We start from the raw sequence: 14,322 nt of genomic DNA on the forward strand, positions 1-14,322 counted from the left end.
ACGATGCACCGGCTGCCGAGATCCCGCTGAGGCCTGTGGACCCGTTCCCGATTGTGGATAACTCCCTCACCCGCAAGGGTGGTTCAGGGGGTTACCCGTCGAATTGCCCCGCTTCCGTGCGTAGCCTGAGCGGGAGTCCGGCAATTCAAGATCGCGCGACGATTCAAGATCAACGGGCGAGTCCAAGATCAAGACGCATCGGGGTCAGGGCAGTTGAATCCCGGTGTCGATTCCGTCCAGCGCGTGCGCGCACAGACAGTCGCGTGCGTCGTTCGACGGCAGTCCGGCCACGGCATCGAAAAGCACGGTGCGCAGCCGGTCGACGTTGGCGGCGAAGACCTTGAGGACCTCCTCGTGGGAGACGCCCTCGCCGGCCTCGGCCCCCGCGTCCAGATCCGTCACGAGTGTCATGGAGGTGTAGCAGAGACCCAGTTCACGGGCGAGTACGGCCTCGGGGTGACCGGTCATCCCGACGACCGACCAGCCCATCGCCGCATGCCAGCGTGACTCCGCCCGCGTGGAGAAGCGCGGGCCCTCGATCACGACGAGCGTTCCGCCGTCCACCGGCTCCCAGTCACGCCCACGCGCTGCCGCCAGGGTTGTCCTGCGCCCTTCGGGACAGTACGGATCGGCGAGTGAGATATGGACGACTTTGGAGGCGCTGCCGTCCGGCAACGGCAGTCCGTCGTAGTACGTCTGGGTGCGGGCTTTCGTGCGGTCCACCAGCTGATCGGGTACGAGCAGTGTGCCCGGGCCGAACTCCGGCCGCAGTCCGCCTACCGCGCACGGTCCCAGGACCTGCCTCACGCCCACGGAGCGCAGGGCCCACAGATTGGCGCGGTAGTTGATGCGGTGCGGGGGAAGGCCGTGCGAGCGCCCGTGCCGGGGCAGGAACGCGACCTTCCGGCCGGCGATCTCACCGAGGAAGAGAGAGTCGCTGGGCAGTCCGTACGGGGTCTCCACCTGGACCTCCGTCACATCCTCCAGGAAGGAGTAGAAGCCGGAGCCACCGATCACGCCGATCTCTGCATTCATCATCCGGTCACAGTAGCGGGACCCTCGCACCCACATTCGGTACGGGCCTGCCGGGCCCGCGTGTGTGGGGCCACGCAAAGGACCCCGGCCGTGGGGAACGGCGGGGTCCTGGCGGTGAAAGGAGAAGAATCAGGCGGCCGAGGAGCCGCTGGAGCTGCTCGACGAGCCGGACGACCCGCTCGTCGACGAGGAGCCGGAGCTCGACGAGGAGGACGAGGCGGACGCCGAGGCCTTGGAGTCCGAGGACGGCTTCGCACCCGAGGAGCCGGAAGAACCGGAGCCGGAAGACCCCGAGGAGCTCGCCGCCGCGGGCGCGCTGCTCGACGACGAGCCGCGGCTGTCGTTGCGGTAGAACCCGGAGCCCTTGAAGACGATGCCGACCGCGGAGAAGACCTTCTTCAGGCGTCCTTCGCAATTCGGGCACACCGTGAGGGCGTCATCGGTGAACTTCTGCACCGCCTCGAGGCCCTCGCCACACTGGGTGCACTGGTACTGGTAGGTCGGCACTTGCTCCTCCTGGCACTCTCACTCAATGAGTGCTAACGACGCTCCATAGTGACCTATTCCGAGCGATCAGTCCACTGTCACCGGGGCGCGGTGACTCATGCCACGCGCGGCGACCCGTCCCGAAGCCTTCGGGGCGAGCCGTGAACGCAGTGCCACCAGGGTGGCCAGCGCCAGCGCCGTGCCCGCGAGCGGGACCACGAATCCGGCGCTCGAGCCATGGGCGTCGGCGAGCTGCCCGGCGGCCGTGACCGCTGCCGCCTGCCCGAGCGCGACCGCGCCGGTCAGCCAGGTGAACGCCTCGGTGCGCGCCGAGGCGGGCACCAGCGACTCGACCAGTGTGTAGCTCGTGATCAGGGCGGGAGCGATACACAGGCCGACCAGCAGTCCGAGGCCGGCGAGGAGCGGTACCGAGTGCACGGTCCAGAGCGCGGAAGCGGCCACGGTCAGCCCCGCGTATCCCACCAGCAATCTGCGGCGCGGCCCGATCTTCCAGGCCACGGCACCGCAGACGATCCCGGCGAGCATGTTGCCCGCCGCGAAGATCCCGTACAGGAGGCCGTTCAGACCGGGATCGCCGATCTCCTCCGCGAACGCGGTGAGGGAGACCTGCATCCCGCCGAAGACCGAACCGATCCCGAGGAGGGCCACAGCCAGTACACGCACGCCGGACACGGAAAGAGCCGATACCCGAGGGGAGCCTGAGCCGGCGGCCCCGTCGTGCCGGTCCGGCCGGGGCTCCGTGGTGCGCTGGGCGGCGAAGAGCAGGCCGCCGACCAGCGTGAGCGTGGCCTCGGCGATCAGTCCGGCCGCCGGATGGATGCCCGCACAGAGCGCGGTGGCGATCACGGGACCGATGACAAAGGTGAACTCGTCCGTCACGGACTCGAAAGCGGCGGCGGTCGGCAGCAGGGACGACGAGCCGCGCCCACCCGAGCCCGAGCCCGGGCCCGAATCCGCGCCGGCACTCGAACCCGTGCCCGCGTCCGAAACCGAGCCGGAGTCCGCCCCGGGGGACGTTCCGGCCGGGCCGAGCAGCGCGGCCCAGCGTGAGCGGACCATCGGGCCGATCTGCGGGACGGAGGCGCCCGTCGGCAGGGCCGCGGCGAACAGCGCCCAGAGCGGAGCGCCGGTCAGGGTGAGCGCCACCAGCGCTGCCACGGACGCCGCGTGGATCACCACGCCCGGCACCAGCACGGCGCGCTGCCCGTACCGGTCCGCGAGCTTGCCGCCCTGCGGGGCGAAGAGCGCCATGGACACACCTGTCACCGCGGCGACGGCGCCGGCTGTGCCGTAGGAGCCGGTGGTGTGCTGGACGAGAAGGACGATGCCGATCGTCAGCATCGCGAAGGGCTGCCGTGCGGCGAAGCCGGGGAGCAGGAACGTCCAGGCGCCCGGGGTGCGCAGTAGCCGCCCGTACCCGGGGCGGGGCGTCGCGCCCTCCACCCCGAAAGCGCCCGTGCCGGTACCGGCGCCGGTGTCGACCGTGTTGCGGGACACGGCCCTTGCCTTTCTGCCGCCTGGTAGCGCGCCCCTGTACGGCCTCCGCCGGTCACGGGGCCGGGCGCAGCCGAGAGCTGTCCTCTTGCGCGGAACTGCGGTAGATACCAGGGCCCACTGAGGGGACAGCCACGGCCGCCATACGGTCGCGCCAGCACTGCGTCAGGCAGATTTGGTCGATCAGTAGATGCAGATGTCGAAGGATTACAGAGAGACGCAGACGACGGACGGGGCCGATCATCTGCGTCTTTATCGTACAGGCAGGTGTCTCCTGAGCACCTGGGCAAGCCCGCTCACAGAGAGCGGGCGAAGGGCGGGCGAGGAGTGGGCAGAGGGCGGTTACGGGGTCTTTCCGCCCGTGCCGGCCCCCGTACCGACCCCGTTGCCCGTGCCCAGCCAGCCGGCCAGCTTTCCGCCCTGTCCGACGGCCCGCAGGCGCCGTTCCGCCGCGTCGCGCACCGGGTCCGTGGCCACCACGAGCAGTTCGTCGCCGCGGCGCAGCACGGTCGCGGGAAGCGGTACGAAGCTCTTCCCGTCCCGTACGACCAGCGTGACCGCGGACCCCGGCGGCAGCCGCAGCTCCGCGACCTCCACGCCGTGCATCTTCGACCCCTCGGGGATCGCCACGGAGAGGAGGTGGCCGCGCAGCCGTTCCAGCGGTGCCGACTCGATCCCCAGGTCGGACGCCTCGGAGGAGTCCCCGAGCCGCAGCGCCTTCGCCAGCCAGGGCAGCGTCGGCCCCTGCACCAGCGTGTACACGACGACCAGGATGAAGACGATGTTGAAGATCCGCAGGCTGCCCTCCACCTGTGTGACCATCGGAATGGTCGCCAGGATGATGGGCACCGCGCCGCGCAGCCCCGCCCAGGACATCAGGGCCTGTTCCTGCCAGGGGATCCGGAAGGGCAGCAGGCTGACCAGGACGGACAGCGGCCGGGCCACCACGGTCAGGACCAGGCCGACGACCACGGCGGGCAGGAAGTCGTCGCCCAGTTCATGCGGGGTCACCAGCAGGCCGAGCAGGACGAACATGCCGATCTGCGCGATCCAGCCCAGTCCTTCGGCGAAGCCGCGGTTCGCCGGGGCGTGCGGCAGCTTCGAGTTCCCGAGGATCATGGAGGCGATGTACACGGCGAGGAAGCCGCTGCCGTGCGCCGTGGCGCCGACCGCGTACGCCGACACCGCGATGGCCATCACGGCGATGGGGTAGAGCCCGGAGGCCGGCAGGGCGACGTGCTTCAGCCCGTACGCGCCCGCCCAGCCGACCGTCAGCCCGACGACGGCGCCGATGGCCAGTTCCAGGACGATCTCGCCGACGAGGATGTACCAGTGCTCGACCGGTCCCGCCGCCGAGAGCGCGACCACCATGATCACCACGGGGGCGTCGTTGAAGCCGGACTCGGCTTCCAGTGCTCCGGTCACCCGGGACGGCAGCGGGACCTTGCGCAGCACGGAGAAGACCGCCGCGGCGTCCGTCGAGGAGACGACGGCCCCGACGATCAGTGCCTGCCGCCAGTCCAGACCGATCAGATAGTGCGCGGCGGACGCTGTGACGCCGACGCTCACCGCGACCCCCACCGTCGACAGGGCGGCAGCGACGGGCAGCGCCGGTTTCACTTCCTTCCACTTGGTGCCCAGGCCGCCTTCCGCCAGGATCACCACCAGTGCGGCATAGCCGATGACCTGGGTCAGTTCGACGTTGTCGAACTTCACGTGGAAGAGGCCGTCCTGCCCTATGACGACACCGATCCCCAGGTACAGCAGCAGGCTGGGGAGGCCGCTCCGCGACGAGATCCGGACGGCGGCGACCGCGATCAGCAGCACGAGCGAGCTGATGAGCAGCAGTTCATTGAGATGGTGAACAGACAGCGGCCGATCCTTCCCCTCGCGCACGCCGGATCGTTCCTCCGGGAGCGGTACTTCGTTACCTTACCTAATCTTTAACGTTTTCTTGACGCTTTCGATCGCCAGTGCGAGCGTTGATGTGATTTCCATCGCGGTCGACGGGTGCGTCAGGCGTACGAGGCGGTACGACAAGGGCGAAGGGTGGTGAATTAGCAGGGGAATCCATGTGTCAGTCTCTGTGTGATCATTCTGTGATCGTCGCATCAGTCGCACTACATGACACCGAGTCGGGGGCGTGGAACCCCTGCGCCTATGGTTGCTCCAGCATTCCAGGACCACCCTGCCCCTCGAAGGACAGCGATGCCCGCCAACACAGCCCCCCCTTCCGTCAAAAAGAAGGGGCGACGCGCCCGTCTGATCGTGATCGTCCTGGTGCTGGCGCTTGTCGCGGGTGTCGGCTATGGCGCGTTCTGGGGCGTCAGTACGGTCCGTGCCTCCTTCCCCCAGACCACGGGAAAGGTCACGCTCAAGGGCCTGTCAGGACCCGTGGACGTCCGGCGCGACAGTTACGGCGTCCCGCAGATCTACGCGAACAGCGACGCCGACCTGTTCCGCGCGCAGGGGTACGTCCAGGCGCAGGACCGCTTCTGGGAGATGGACGTACGGCGGCACATGACCGCCGGCCGGCTCTCCGAGATGTTCGGGAAGGGCCAGGTCAAGACCGACACCTTCCTGCGCACCCTGGACTGGCGCGGAGTCGCCCAACGCGAGTACGACACCGTGCTGTCGGAGGAGACCAAGAAGAACCTCCAGGCGTACGCGGACGGCGTCAACGAGTACCTCAAGGGCCGTGACGGCAAGGACATCTCGGTCGAGTACGCGGCCCTGAGCTTCACCAACGACTACACGCCCGAGAAGTGGACCCCGGTCGACTCGGTGGCGTGGCTCAAGGCGATGGCCTGGGACCTGCGCGGCAACATGAAGGACGAGATCGACCGTTCGCTGCTGACCAGCCGGCTGAGCGAGCAGGAGATCAAGGACCTGTACCCGGCGTACCCGTACGACCGGAACAAGCCCATCGTCAGCGAGGGCGGGATCGACCCGATCACGGGCGCGTACGACCCCGAGGCCCAGCCCGCCGGCGACAGCGCGGGGACCGGCACCGGCACCGGCACCGGCAGCAGCGTAGGCACGGACGGCAGCACAGGCACCGGCACAGGTACGGGCACTGGCACCGGTACCGGCACCGGAATCAACACCGACGGAGGCATCGACCAGGCAGGCGACGCCGCCCAGGGCTTCGAGGCGCAGCTCGGCGCCCTCTCCGGCACCCTGGACGAGATCCCCTCCCTGCTCGGCCCGAACGGCAGCGGCATCGGCTCCAACTCCTGGGTCGTCTCCGGCACGTACACGACGACGGGCAAGCCCCTCCTCGCCAACGACCCGCACCTCGCGCCGCAGCTCCCCTCGCTCTGGTACCAGATGGGGCTGCACTGCCGCAGCGTCTCGGCTACCTGTAAGTACGACGTCGCCGGCTACACCTTTGCCGGACTGCCCGGTGTGATAATCGGTCACAACAAGGAGATCGCCTGGGGCTTCACCAACCTGGGCGCCGACGTGACCGATCTCTACCTGGAGAAGGTCAGCGGCGACACGTACCAGTACGGCACGCAGAAGAAGAAGTTCAAGATCCGCGAGGAGACCATCAAGGTCGCCGGCGGTGCCAGCAGGAAGATCACGGTCCGCTCGACCGACCACGGTCCCGTGGTCTCCGACCGCAACAGCGAGCTGGAGAAGGTCGGCGAGAAGGCGCCGGTGGGCGATGTCGCCCCGGACCGGGGCACCGGCTACGCGGTCTCCCTGGAGTGGACCGCGCTCCAGCCCGGCAAGTCCATGGACGCCGTCTTCGAACTCAACAGGGCCAAGGACTTCGCCGGCTTCCGCAAGGCCGCCGAGCACTTCGAGGTCCCCTCGCAGAACCTCATCTACGCCGACGAGAAGGGCAACATCGGCTACCAGGCGCCCGGCCGGATCCCGATCCGCGCCGAGGGCGACGGCAGGATGCCGGCGCCGGGCTGGGACCCGAAGTACAAGTGGAAGGGGTACATCCCCTTCGACGAGCTGCCGTACGAGTACAACCCCGAGCGCGGCTACATCGTCACCGCCAACCAGGCCGTCGTGAACGCGGAGAAGTACCCGTACCTGCTGACCGAGGACTGGGGCTACGGTGCCCGCAGCCAGCGGATCAACGACCTCATAGAGTCGAAGACCAAGGACGGCGGGAAGATCTCGACCGACGACATGCAGACCATGCAGATGGACAACACCAGCGAGATCGCCAAGGTGCTGATGCCGTATCTGCTGAAGATCGATGTCCCGGACCCGGCCATCCGCGAGGCGCAGAAGCTCCTCGAAGGCTGGGACTACACGCAGGAGCCCGACTCGGGTGCCGCCGCCTACTTCAACGCGGTCTGGCGCAACGTCCTCAAGCTGGCCTTCGGGAACAAGCTTCCCAAGGAGGTGCGCGTCAAGGGCGAGTGCCTCAATGTGCGTTCCGCCGACTCGACCGGTCCGGTGGACGGCCAGGACCAGCTCGTACGGGAGTGCGGCCAGCGCGACCCCGAAGAGGCGCAGCCGGACGGCGGTGACCGCTGGTACGAGGTGGTGCGCGGCATCATCAAGGACGAGGACAACTCCTGGTGGAGCTCTCCGAAGAGCCGCAAGGACGACGCCACGACGACGCGTGACGGGCTCCTGAAGCGCGCCATGACGGACGCGCGCTGGGAGTTGACGGCCAAGCTCGGCAAGGATGTGTCCAGTTGGAGCTGGGGCCGTCTGCACCAGCTCCAGCTGGAGAACCAGACCCTCGGCACCGAAGGTCCCGGTTTCCTCAAGGAGATGCTCAACCGCGGCCCGTGGAACCTCGGCGGCGGTGAGGCGGCGGTCAACGCGACCGGCTGGAACGCGGCGGGCGGTTACGAGGTCGTCTGGGTGCCGTCCATGCGGATGGTCGTCAACGTGGGGGAGTGGGACAAGTCCCGCTGGATCAACCTGACGGGCGCCTCGGGGCACGCGTACGGCGCGCACTACACCGACCAGACGGACAAGTGGGCCAAGGGTGAGCTGCTCGACTGGGCCTACACCCCCAACGCGGTGCAGAGCGCCACGAAGGACACGCTGACGCTCGAACCATAGGGCGCGGGCTCCGCGGGCTCCGCGGGCCCCTTCGGCGCCCGGCCCGATGACCGCGGGTTCACCCGGTCATCGGGCCGTCGGATGATCGGAAGTGTCTGACGCCCTCCGGTGTGACCACGGCCTGTACGGGGTGGTCGTGCGGTTCCTCCGGGACCCGCGCGACCACCTCGTTCGCGTACAGCAGCACCACGAGGGACGGCGCGGCCCCCGCGCGTGCCAGCCGGCTCAGCACTCGGTCGTACGAGCCGCCGCCCCGGCCCAGCCGCATCCCCCGCCCGTCCACCGCGAGACCGGGCAGCAGGACCGCCTCCGCCTCCAGGACGGCCTCTCGGCCCAGGCGGGGCCCGTCGGGCTCCAGCAGCCCCCGTCCGGCCCTCACGAGCCGTTCAGCGCCCTCGTAGCGGGCCCAGTCGAGATCGTTGTCGGCCATCAGCACCGGCAGCAGGACCCGGACGCCCCGGGCGCGCAGCGCGTCGAGCAGCGCGCGCGTGCCCGGCTCGCGTCCGACCGACACGTAGGCCGCGACGGTACGGGCGCGGGCCAGGTCCGGCAGATCCAGTGCCCTCCGGGAGAGAACTTCCGCGGCCTTCCGTACGTCTTCACTGGACAGCAGCCCGCGCGCGGCGAGGAGTTCACCTCGCAGAACGCTCTTTCCCGGCGCGCCGGGAACGTCGTCGCTCATGGGGCGTCACAAACCTCTCGTATCTCTCCTATGGGCTTGTATGAGGCGAAAGTTAACCGAAACATCATCTTCCGCCCATAATCACCGGATAGGCTCCGCGCCATGACTCATTCGCCCTCCAGGATCACCAAGGCTGTCATCCCCGCCGCCGGCCTCGGCACCCGGTTCCTTCCCGCCACCAAGGCCACGCCCAAGGAGATGCTGCCGGTCGTCGACAAGCCGGCGATCCAGTACGTGGTCGAGGAGGCGGTGGCCGCGGGGCTTTCCGACGTCCTCATGGTCACCGGCCGTAACAAGCGCCCTCTTGAGGACCACTTCGACCGGAACTACGAACTGGAGCAGGCGCTGACCCGCAAGGGCGACGCCGGGCGCCTCGCGAAGGTCCAGGAGTCCAGCGACCTCGCCACCATGCACTACGTACGCCAGGGCGACCCCAGGGGCCTCGGACACGCCGTCCTGTGCGCCGCCCCGCACGTCGGGGACCAGCCCTTCGCGGTCCTGCTGGGCGACGACCTGATCGACCCGCGCGACCCGCTGCTCGCGCGCATGGTCGAGGTCCAGGAGCGCGAGGGGGGCAGCGTCGTGGCCCTCATGGAGGTCGATCCGGCGCAGATCCATCTGTACGGCTGTGCCGCCGTGGAGCCCACGGGCGACGCCGACGTGGTCAAGGTGCACGATCTGGTCGAGAAGCCCGACGCCGCCGACGCCCCCAGCAACTACGCCATCATCGGCCGCTACGTGCTGGACCCCGCCGTCTTCGGCATACTGCGCACGACCGAGCCGGGCCGCGGGGGTGAGATCCAGCTCACCGACGCCCTCCAGCAGCTCTCCGCGGACGAGAAGGTCGGCGGACCGGTCCACGGCGTCGTCTTCCAGGGGCGGCGCTACGACACCGGTGACCGGGGCGACTATCTTCGTGCCATTGTCAGACTCGCGTGCGAACGTGAAGACCTGGGCCCGGACTTCCGGACCTGGCTCCGCAGTTACGTCAGCGAGGAGATGTAGCACTTGAGCAGTTCGGCAGAACCGGCACCCGCGCCTGCCCCGGACCCGGCCGCCGCCCCGGCCGCCGGGCAGGACCGCCTCTGGTCGGTGGAGGACCATCTCGCGGACATCCTCGCCGCGGTCCGTCCGCTCGACCCCATCGAGCTGCAGCTGCTCGATGCGCAGGGCTGCGTCCTCGTGGAGGACGTCACGGTTCCGGTCGCGCTGCCGCCGTTCGACAACAGCTCCATGGACGGGTACGCGGTCCGTACGGCCGACGTGGCGGGGGCGACCGAGGAGTTCCCCGCCGTGCTGACCGTCGTGGGGGACGTCGCCGCGGGCAGCGGCGCGCTCCCGGAGGTCGGCCCCGGGCAGGCCGCCAGGATCATGACCGGAGCCCCGCTGCCGCCCGGCGCCGAGGCCGTCGTCCCGGTCGAGTGGACCGACGGCGGTACGGGCGCCGGCGCGGCCACCTCCATGCGGCCTGCCGGGGAGGGAGGAGCCGGCGCGAGCGGTGAGGTACGGGTCCACCGCTCGGCCGAGGCCCGCGCCCATGTCCGCGCCCGCGGCAGCGATGTGGGCGCCGGCGACCTCGCCCTGAAGGCCGGTACGGTCCTCGGCCCGCCGCAGATCGGCCTGCTGGCCGCCATCGGCCGGGGCAGGGTCCGGGTCCGCCCGCGCCCGCGCGTGGTCGTCCTCTCCACCGGGAGCGAGCTGGTCCAGCCGGGCGAGTCGCTCGGCGAGGGCCAGATCCACGACTCCAACAGCTTCGCCCTCACGGCCGCCGCCAGGGACGCGGGCGCCCTCGCCTACCGGGTCGGCGCCGTCACCGACGACGCGGAGACCCTGCGCGCCACGATCGAGGACCAGCTCATCCGCGCCGACATGGTCGTCACCACGGGCGGCGTCAGTGTCGGGGCGTACGACATCGTCAAGGAGGCGCTCTCCTCCGTGGGGGACGAGGACGAGGCGGGCAGCGGTATCGACTTCCGCAGAGTCGCGATGCAGCCCGGCAAGCCGCAGGGCTTCGGCTCGATCGGCCCGGAGCACACCCCGCTGCTCGCGTTCCCCGGTAACCCGGTGTCGTGCTACGTCTCCTTCGAGCTGTTCGCCCGCCCCGCGATCCGCGCCCTCATGGGCCTGGAGGACCTCCACCGCCCGACGGTCGGGGCGACGCTCACGGCGGAGGCGGCGCTCTCGTCCCCGGCAGGCCGCCGCCAGTTCCTGCGGGGTACGTACGACGCCGAGGCGGGCGCCGTCGCCCCGGTCGGCGGCGCCGGCTCCCATCTCGTGGCGGCCTTGGCCCACGCGGACGCGCTGATCGTCATCCCCGAGGAGACGGTCACCGTCGAGCCGGGCACGGAGGTCGAGGTGGTTCTGATCGGCTGACGCCCCGCTGTGGCGGTACCGTATCTGCCCACACAGGCCCTGTCGGGCCCGGACCGGGAGCGCCACAGCGAATGACCGTGTTTTCCCGGGGGGCGACCCCCGGACACCCTCAGCAGGCCGACGAGAGCGGCACGAGCGGTCAGGACGGCCTGACCGATGCGGGACAGGACCGCCTGACCCACATCGACGAGTCGGGCGCCGCCCGGATGGTCGACGTCTCCGCCAAGGAGATCACGGCGCGCACGGCACGCGCCAGCGGCCGGGTGCTGGTCTCGCCGCGCGTCGTCGAACTGCTCAGGGGCGGGGGAGTGCCGAAGGGGGACGCCCTGGCCACGGCCCGTATCGCGGGCATCATGGGCGCCAAGCGGACCCCGGACCTGATCCCGCTCTGCCACCCGCTGGCCGTCTCGGGCGTCACGCTCGACCTCTCGGTCGCGGACGACGCGGTCGAGATCCTGGCCACGGTGAAGACCACGGACCGCACGGGCGTCGAGATGGAGGCCCTGACCGCCGTCTCGGTGGCCGCGCTGACGGTGGTCGACATGGTGAAGGCCGTCGACAAGGGCGCGGTCATCACGGACGTACGGGTCGAGGAGAAGACCGGCGGCAGGTCCGGCACCTGGAGCCGCCCGGAAGCGGCCGGTGGCGCGGCGGCCGGAGGCACGGCATGAGCACCACGCCATCCGGGCCGCGCGGCGGCGCCTCCCCGGCGCCGTACCGGGCCCTGGTCGTCACGGCGTCCAACCGGGCGGCCGCGGGCGTCTACGCCGACAAGGGCGGCCCGCTCCTCGCCGACGGCCTCGGCGCGCTCGGCTTCGCCGTCGACGGCCCCTGGGTCGTCCCCGACGGCGACCCGGTCGAACAGGCCCTGCGCGACGGCGTGGCCGCCGCGTACGACGTGATCCTCACCACCGGCGGTACGGGCATCTCACCCACCGACCGCACCCCCGACGCCACGCGCCGCGTGCTCGACTACGAGATCCCCGGCATCCCCGAGGCGGTCCGCGCCGAGGGCGCCGCGAAGGTCCCCACCGCGGCGCTCTCCCGCGGCCTGGCGGGCGTCGCGGGGCGGACCCTGATCGTGAACCTGCCCGGCTCGACCGGCGGCGTACGCGACGGACTCGCCGTACTCGACAGGCTGTTGGTCCACGCCGTGGACCAGCTCCGCGGCGGCGATCACCCCCGCGTCTCCGGATGAACCCGGCCTGGCCCGCGATGCTGGTGGACGGTGAAGTGACCCTCCGCCCCATAAGACTGCGCGACCAGCGCGCCTGGCGTGAGGTGAACCGGCGCAACCGCGACTGGCTGCGCCCCTGGGAGGCGACGATTCCGCCGCCGCCCCCCGGCGGCCCGGTCGCCCAGCGCCCCACGTACCGCCAGATGGTCCGCCATCTCCGTGCCGAGGCCGGCGCGGGCCGGATGCTGCCGTTCGTCATCGAGTACCAGGGGCGGCTGGTCGGTCAGCTCACGGTCGCCGGGATCACCTGGGGCTCGATGTGTTCCGGTCATGTCGGCTACTGGGTGGACCGCGAGGTGGCGGGCCGCGGCGTGATGCCGACGGCCGTCGCGCTCGCGGTGGACCACTGCTTCCGGATGGTCGGGCTGCACCGCGTCGAGATCTGCATCCGCCCGGAGAACGGGCCCAGCCGCCGCGTCGTCGAGAAGCTCGGCTTCCGCGAGGAGGGGCTGCGACCGCGCTATCTCCACATCGACGGGGCCTGGCGGGACCATCTCGTCTATGTGCTCACGGCGGAGGAGGTGCCCGAGGGAATGGTCCATCGGTGGCACCGGGCCCGCCCCGGAACGACAAGAAAATAAAACGCTTATTCGATTTTATGTTCCATACGAACATAAACCGATACGAACAATCACAAAAAAAGTCCGTGGTATCAGCCGGATCGTGCGACACACCGGCTCAATTGGCCGATGCCCTCGTGCGAACCCCTCTACGGTGTGAACCGTGAGCAGCAGCGGCCTCATCTACGCAGTCATCGTCGGGGCCTGGGCCGCCTATTTGGTGCCGATGTGGCTCCGCAGGCAGGACGAGCTCAACGAGGCGCGTCCGACGGAACGCTTCAGCACCGCCATCCGGCTGCTGTCCGGACGGGCGGCCATGGAGCGCCGTTACGCCAAGGAGCTTCAGGGGCGGGCCGCCGAAGGGGCGGGGACCGACGCGGAACCGGAGAGCCGTACGGAGTCGATGAGCTCCGTCGACGTCCGGTCCTTCGCCGCGCCCCCGGACCACACCGAACTCCGGATGAGCGTCCACGCGGAGATCCCCGCTCCGGCCAGGCCGGTACAGCCCAGGTCCGCGGCGCCCGTTCCCGCGCCCCACCCCGAGATCCGTCCGGCCTCCGAGCGCCCCGCGGCCAAGCGGCGCACGCGCCCTGCGGGCACTCCGGCCGAACGGGCCCGGCGCGCGCAGCGCCTCCAGGTCCTCGCCCGCCGCCGGCGCACCACCATGATCCTCTTCCTCTCCTTCACCCTCGGTGCGATCGTCGCGGCCGTCGGCGGCCTGGGCTTCCTCTGGGCGCCCGCGGTCCCGGCCGTACTCCTCAGCACGTACATCGTTCACCTGCGCGGTCAGGAGCGGCGCCGCTTCGCGTTCACCATGGACCGGCGCCGCGCCGAGGCCGCCGCCCAGCGGCTCCGCGAGAACCGCGCCCCTCGCCGGCAGTCGGCCGCGCCCGCGGCCCGCGAGCCCGAACAGGAGCCGGAACCCTGCCCCGAGCCCGAACCGGCCGTCACGGTCTCCCCCCAGGAGGCCGGCCGCCGCGCCCTGGTCGAGCAGACCGACCACGCGGAGTGGGTGGACCAGCAGCGCGAACGCGGCCCCGCCCGCGGCGAGAGCTGGGAGCCGGTCCCGGTCCCGCTGCCCACGTACGTCACGGCCCCGGTCGCCCCGCGCGCCACTGGCGGCGTGGAGGTCGGCGACCCGGAGACCTGGAGCGCGGCCCGCTCCTCCACCGCCGAACCGGCCACGGACACGGCCCCGTCCCCACGCACCCCACCCCCGCGCCGCACCCGCGACCACGGCAGGACCCCGCTCTTCGACCAGTACGACGAAGCCGACGACCGCCCCCGCGCGGCCAACGAGTAACCACCCGCCGCCACCCCACGACCGACCGGCGGCCCGCACACCGTGACCAGCGGCTGACGGATTTCCGGGCACGGGCGACAGGGTGCTA

General features: G+C 70.6%; 12 protein-coding genes. 7 read left to right on the plus strand and 5 right to left on the minus strand.

Annotated features, from left to right (window positions below; all coding sequences use genetic code 11):
* Positions 1-204: 204 nt before the first annotated feature.
* From AB0P17_RS23970 to AB0P17_RS23985, 4 genes are all read right to left on the minus strand, one after another.
* Complete coding sequence (locus AB0P17_RS23970) at positions 205-1,038, minus strand: S-methyl-5'-thioadenosine phosphorylase (RefSeq protein WP_365813937.1); 834 nt, start codon at positions 1,036-1,038, stop codon at positions 205-207.
* A gap of 126 nt (positions 1,039-1,164) precedes the next feature.
* Positions 1,165-1,542, minus strand: a complete 378-nt coding sequence (locus tag AB0P17_RS23975) for an FmdB family zinc ribbon protein (RefSeq protein WP_365813938.1) — start codon at positions 1,540-1,542, stop codon at positions 1,165-1,167.
* Between the two features lie 66 nt (positions 1,543-1,608).
* Positions 1,609-2,985: an MFS transporter gene (locus tag AB0P17_RS23980; RefSeq protein WP_365813984.1), complete on the minus strand. Its 1,377-nt coding sequence runs from the start codon at positions 2,983-2,985 to the stop codon at positions 1,609-1,611.
* A gap of 393 nt (positions 2,986-3,378) precedes the next feature.
* On the minus strand, positions 3,379-4,932 hold the full coding sequence (locus AB0P17_RS23985) for a potassium/proton antiporter (protein WP_365813939.1): 1,554 nt from the start codon (positions 4,930-4,932) through the stop codon (positions 3,379-3,381).
* Positions 4,933-5,244: 312 nt separating this feature from the next.
* Between AB0P17_RS23985 and AB0P17_RS23990 the strand changes: the two genes are divergently transcribed.
* Positions 5,245-8,079, plus strand: coding sequence for a penicillin acylase family protein (locus AB0P17_RS23990; RefSeq protein ID WP_365813940.1), 2,835 nt, complete (start codon positions 5,245-5,247; stop codon positions 8,077-8,079).
* A gap of 58 nt (positions 8,080-8,137) precedes the next feature.
* Here AB0P17_RS23990 and AB0P17_RS23995 read toward each other — a convergent pair whose 3' ends face one another.
* Positions 8,138-8,761: a 5-formyltetrahydrofolate cyclo-ligase gene (locus tag AB0P17_RS23995; RefSeq protein ID WP_365813941.1), complete on the minus strand. Its 624-nt coding sequence runs from the start codon at positions 8,759-8,761 to the stop codon at positions 8,138-8,140.
* 102 nt (positions 8,762-8,863) lie between these two features.
* On the opposite strand from AB0P17_RS23995, the gene galU reads away from it, so the two are divergent.
* The 6 genes from galU (at position 8,864) to glpR (ending at position 14,234) form a co-directional block, all read left to right on the plus strand.
* On the plus strand, positions 8,864-9,766 hold the full coding sequence (gene galU / locus AB0P17_RS24000; protein WP_365813942.1) for a UTP--glucose-1-phosphate uridylyltransferase GalU: 903 nt from the start codon (positions 8,864-8,866) through the stop codon (positions 9,764-9,766).
* A gap of 87 nt (positions 9,767-9,853) precedes the next feature.
* Positions 9,854-11,134: a gephyrin-like molybdotransferase Glp gene (gene glp, locus AB0P17_RS24005; RefSeq protein WP_365813985.1), complete on the plus strand. Its 1,281-nt coding sequence runs from the start codon at positions 9,854-9,856 to the stop codon at positions 11,132-11,134.
* A gap of 71 nt (positions 11,135-11,205) precedes the next feature.
* Positions 11,206-11,805: a cyclic pyranopterin monophosphate synthase MoaC gene (gene moaC, locus AB0P17_RS24010; protein ID WP_365813943.1), complete on the plus strand. Its 600-nt coding sequence runs from the start codon at positions 11,206-11,208 to the stop codon at positions 11,803-11,805.
* Complete coding sequence (locus AB0P17_RS24015) at positions 11,802-12,332, plus strand: MogA/MoaB family molybdenum cofactor biosynthesis protein (RefSeq protein WP_365813944.1); 531 nt, start codon at positions 11,802-11,804, stop codon at positions 12,330-12,332. Before moaC ends, AB0P17_RS24015 begins: the two co-directional genes overlap by 4 nt.
* The gene (locus AB0P17_RS24020; RefSeq protein WP_365813945.1) at positions 12,329-12,952 is read left to right on the plus strand and encodes a GNAT family protein; all 624 of its coding nucleotides are present in this window, start codon (positions 12,329-12,331) and stop codon (positions 12,950-12,952) included. Before AB0P17_RS24015 ends, AB0P17_RS24020 begins: the two co-directional genes overlap by 4 nt.
* Before the next feature lie 142 nt (positions 12,953-13,094).
* Positions 13,095-14,234 carry a gephyrin-like molybdotransferase receptor GlpR gene (glpR, locus tag AB0P17_RS24025; protein ID WP_365813946.1) on the plus strand — a complete coding sequence of 380 codons (1,140 nt, stop codon included), beginning with the start codon at positions 13,095-13,097 and terminating at the stop codon, positions 14,232-14,234.
* The last annotated feature ends 88 nt before the right edge of the window (positions 14,235-14,322 follow it).

The sequence above is a fragment of the Streptomyces sp. NPDC088124 genome (assembly GCF_040685895.1).
Lineage (GTDB): Bacteria > Actinomycetota > Actinomycetes > Streptomycetales > Streptomycetaceae > Streptomyces.

Coding starts and splice junctions, on each gene's coding strand:
- galU (WP_365813942.1), top strand. CDS start 8,864: ATGACTCATTCGCCCTCCAGGATCACCAAGGCTGTCATCCCCGCCGCC.
- AB0P17_RS23995 (WP_365813941.1), bottom strand. CDS start 8,761: ATGAGCGACGACGTTCCCGGCGCGCCGGGAAAGAGCGTTCTGCGAGGT.
- AB0P17_RS24020 (WP_365813945.1), top strand. CDS start 12,329: ATGAACCCGGCCTGGCCCGCGATGCTGGTGGACGGTGAAGTGACCCTC.
- AB0P17_RS23990 (WP_365813940.1), top strand. CDS start 5,245: ATGCCCGCCAACACAGCCCCCCCTTCCGTCAAAAAGAAGGGGCGACGC.
- AB0P17_RS23970 (WP_365813937.1), bottom strand. CDS start 1,038: ATGATGAATGCAGAGATCGGCGTGATCGGTGGCTCCGGCTTCTACTCC.
- AB0P17_RS24015 (WP_365813944.1), top strand. CDS start 11,802: ATGAGCACCACGCCATCCGGGCCGCGCGGCGGCGCCTCCCCGGCGCCG.
- moaC (WP_365813943.1), top strand. CDS start 11,206: ATGACCGTGTTTTCCCGGGGGGCGACCCCCGGACACCCTCAGCAGGCC.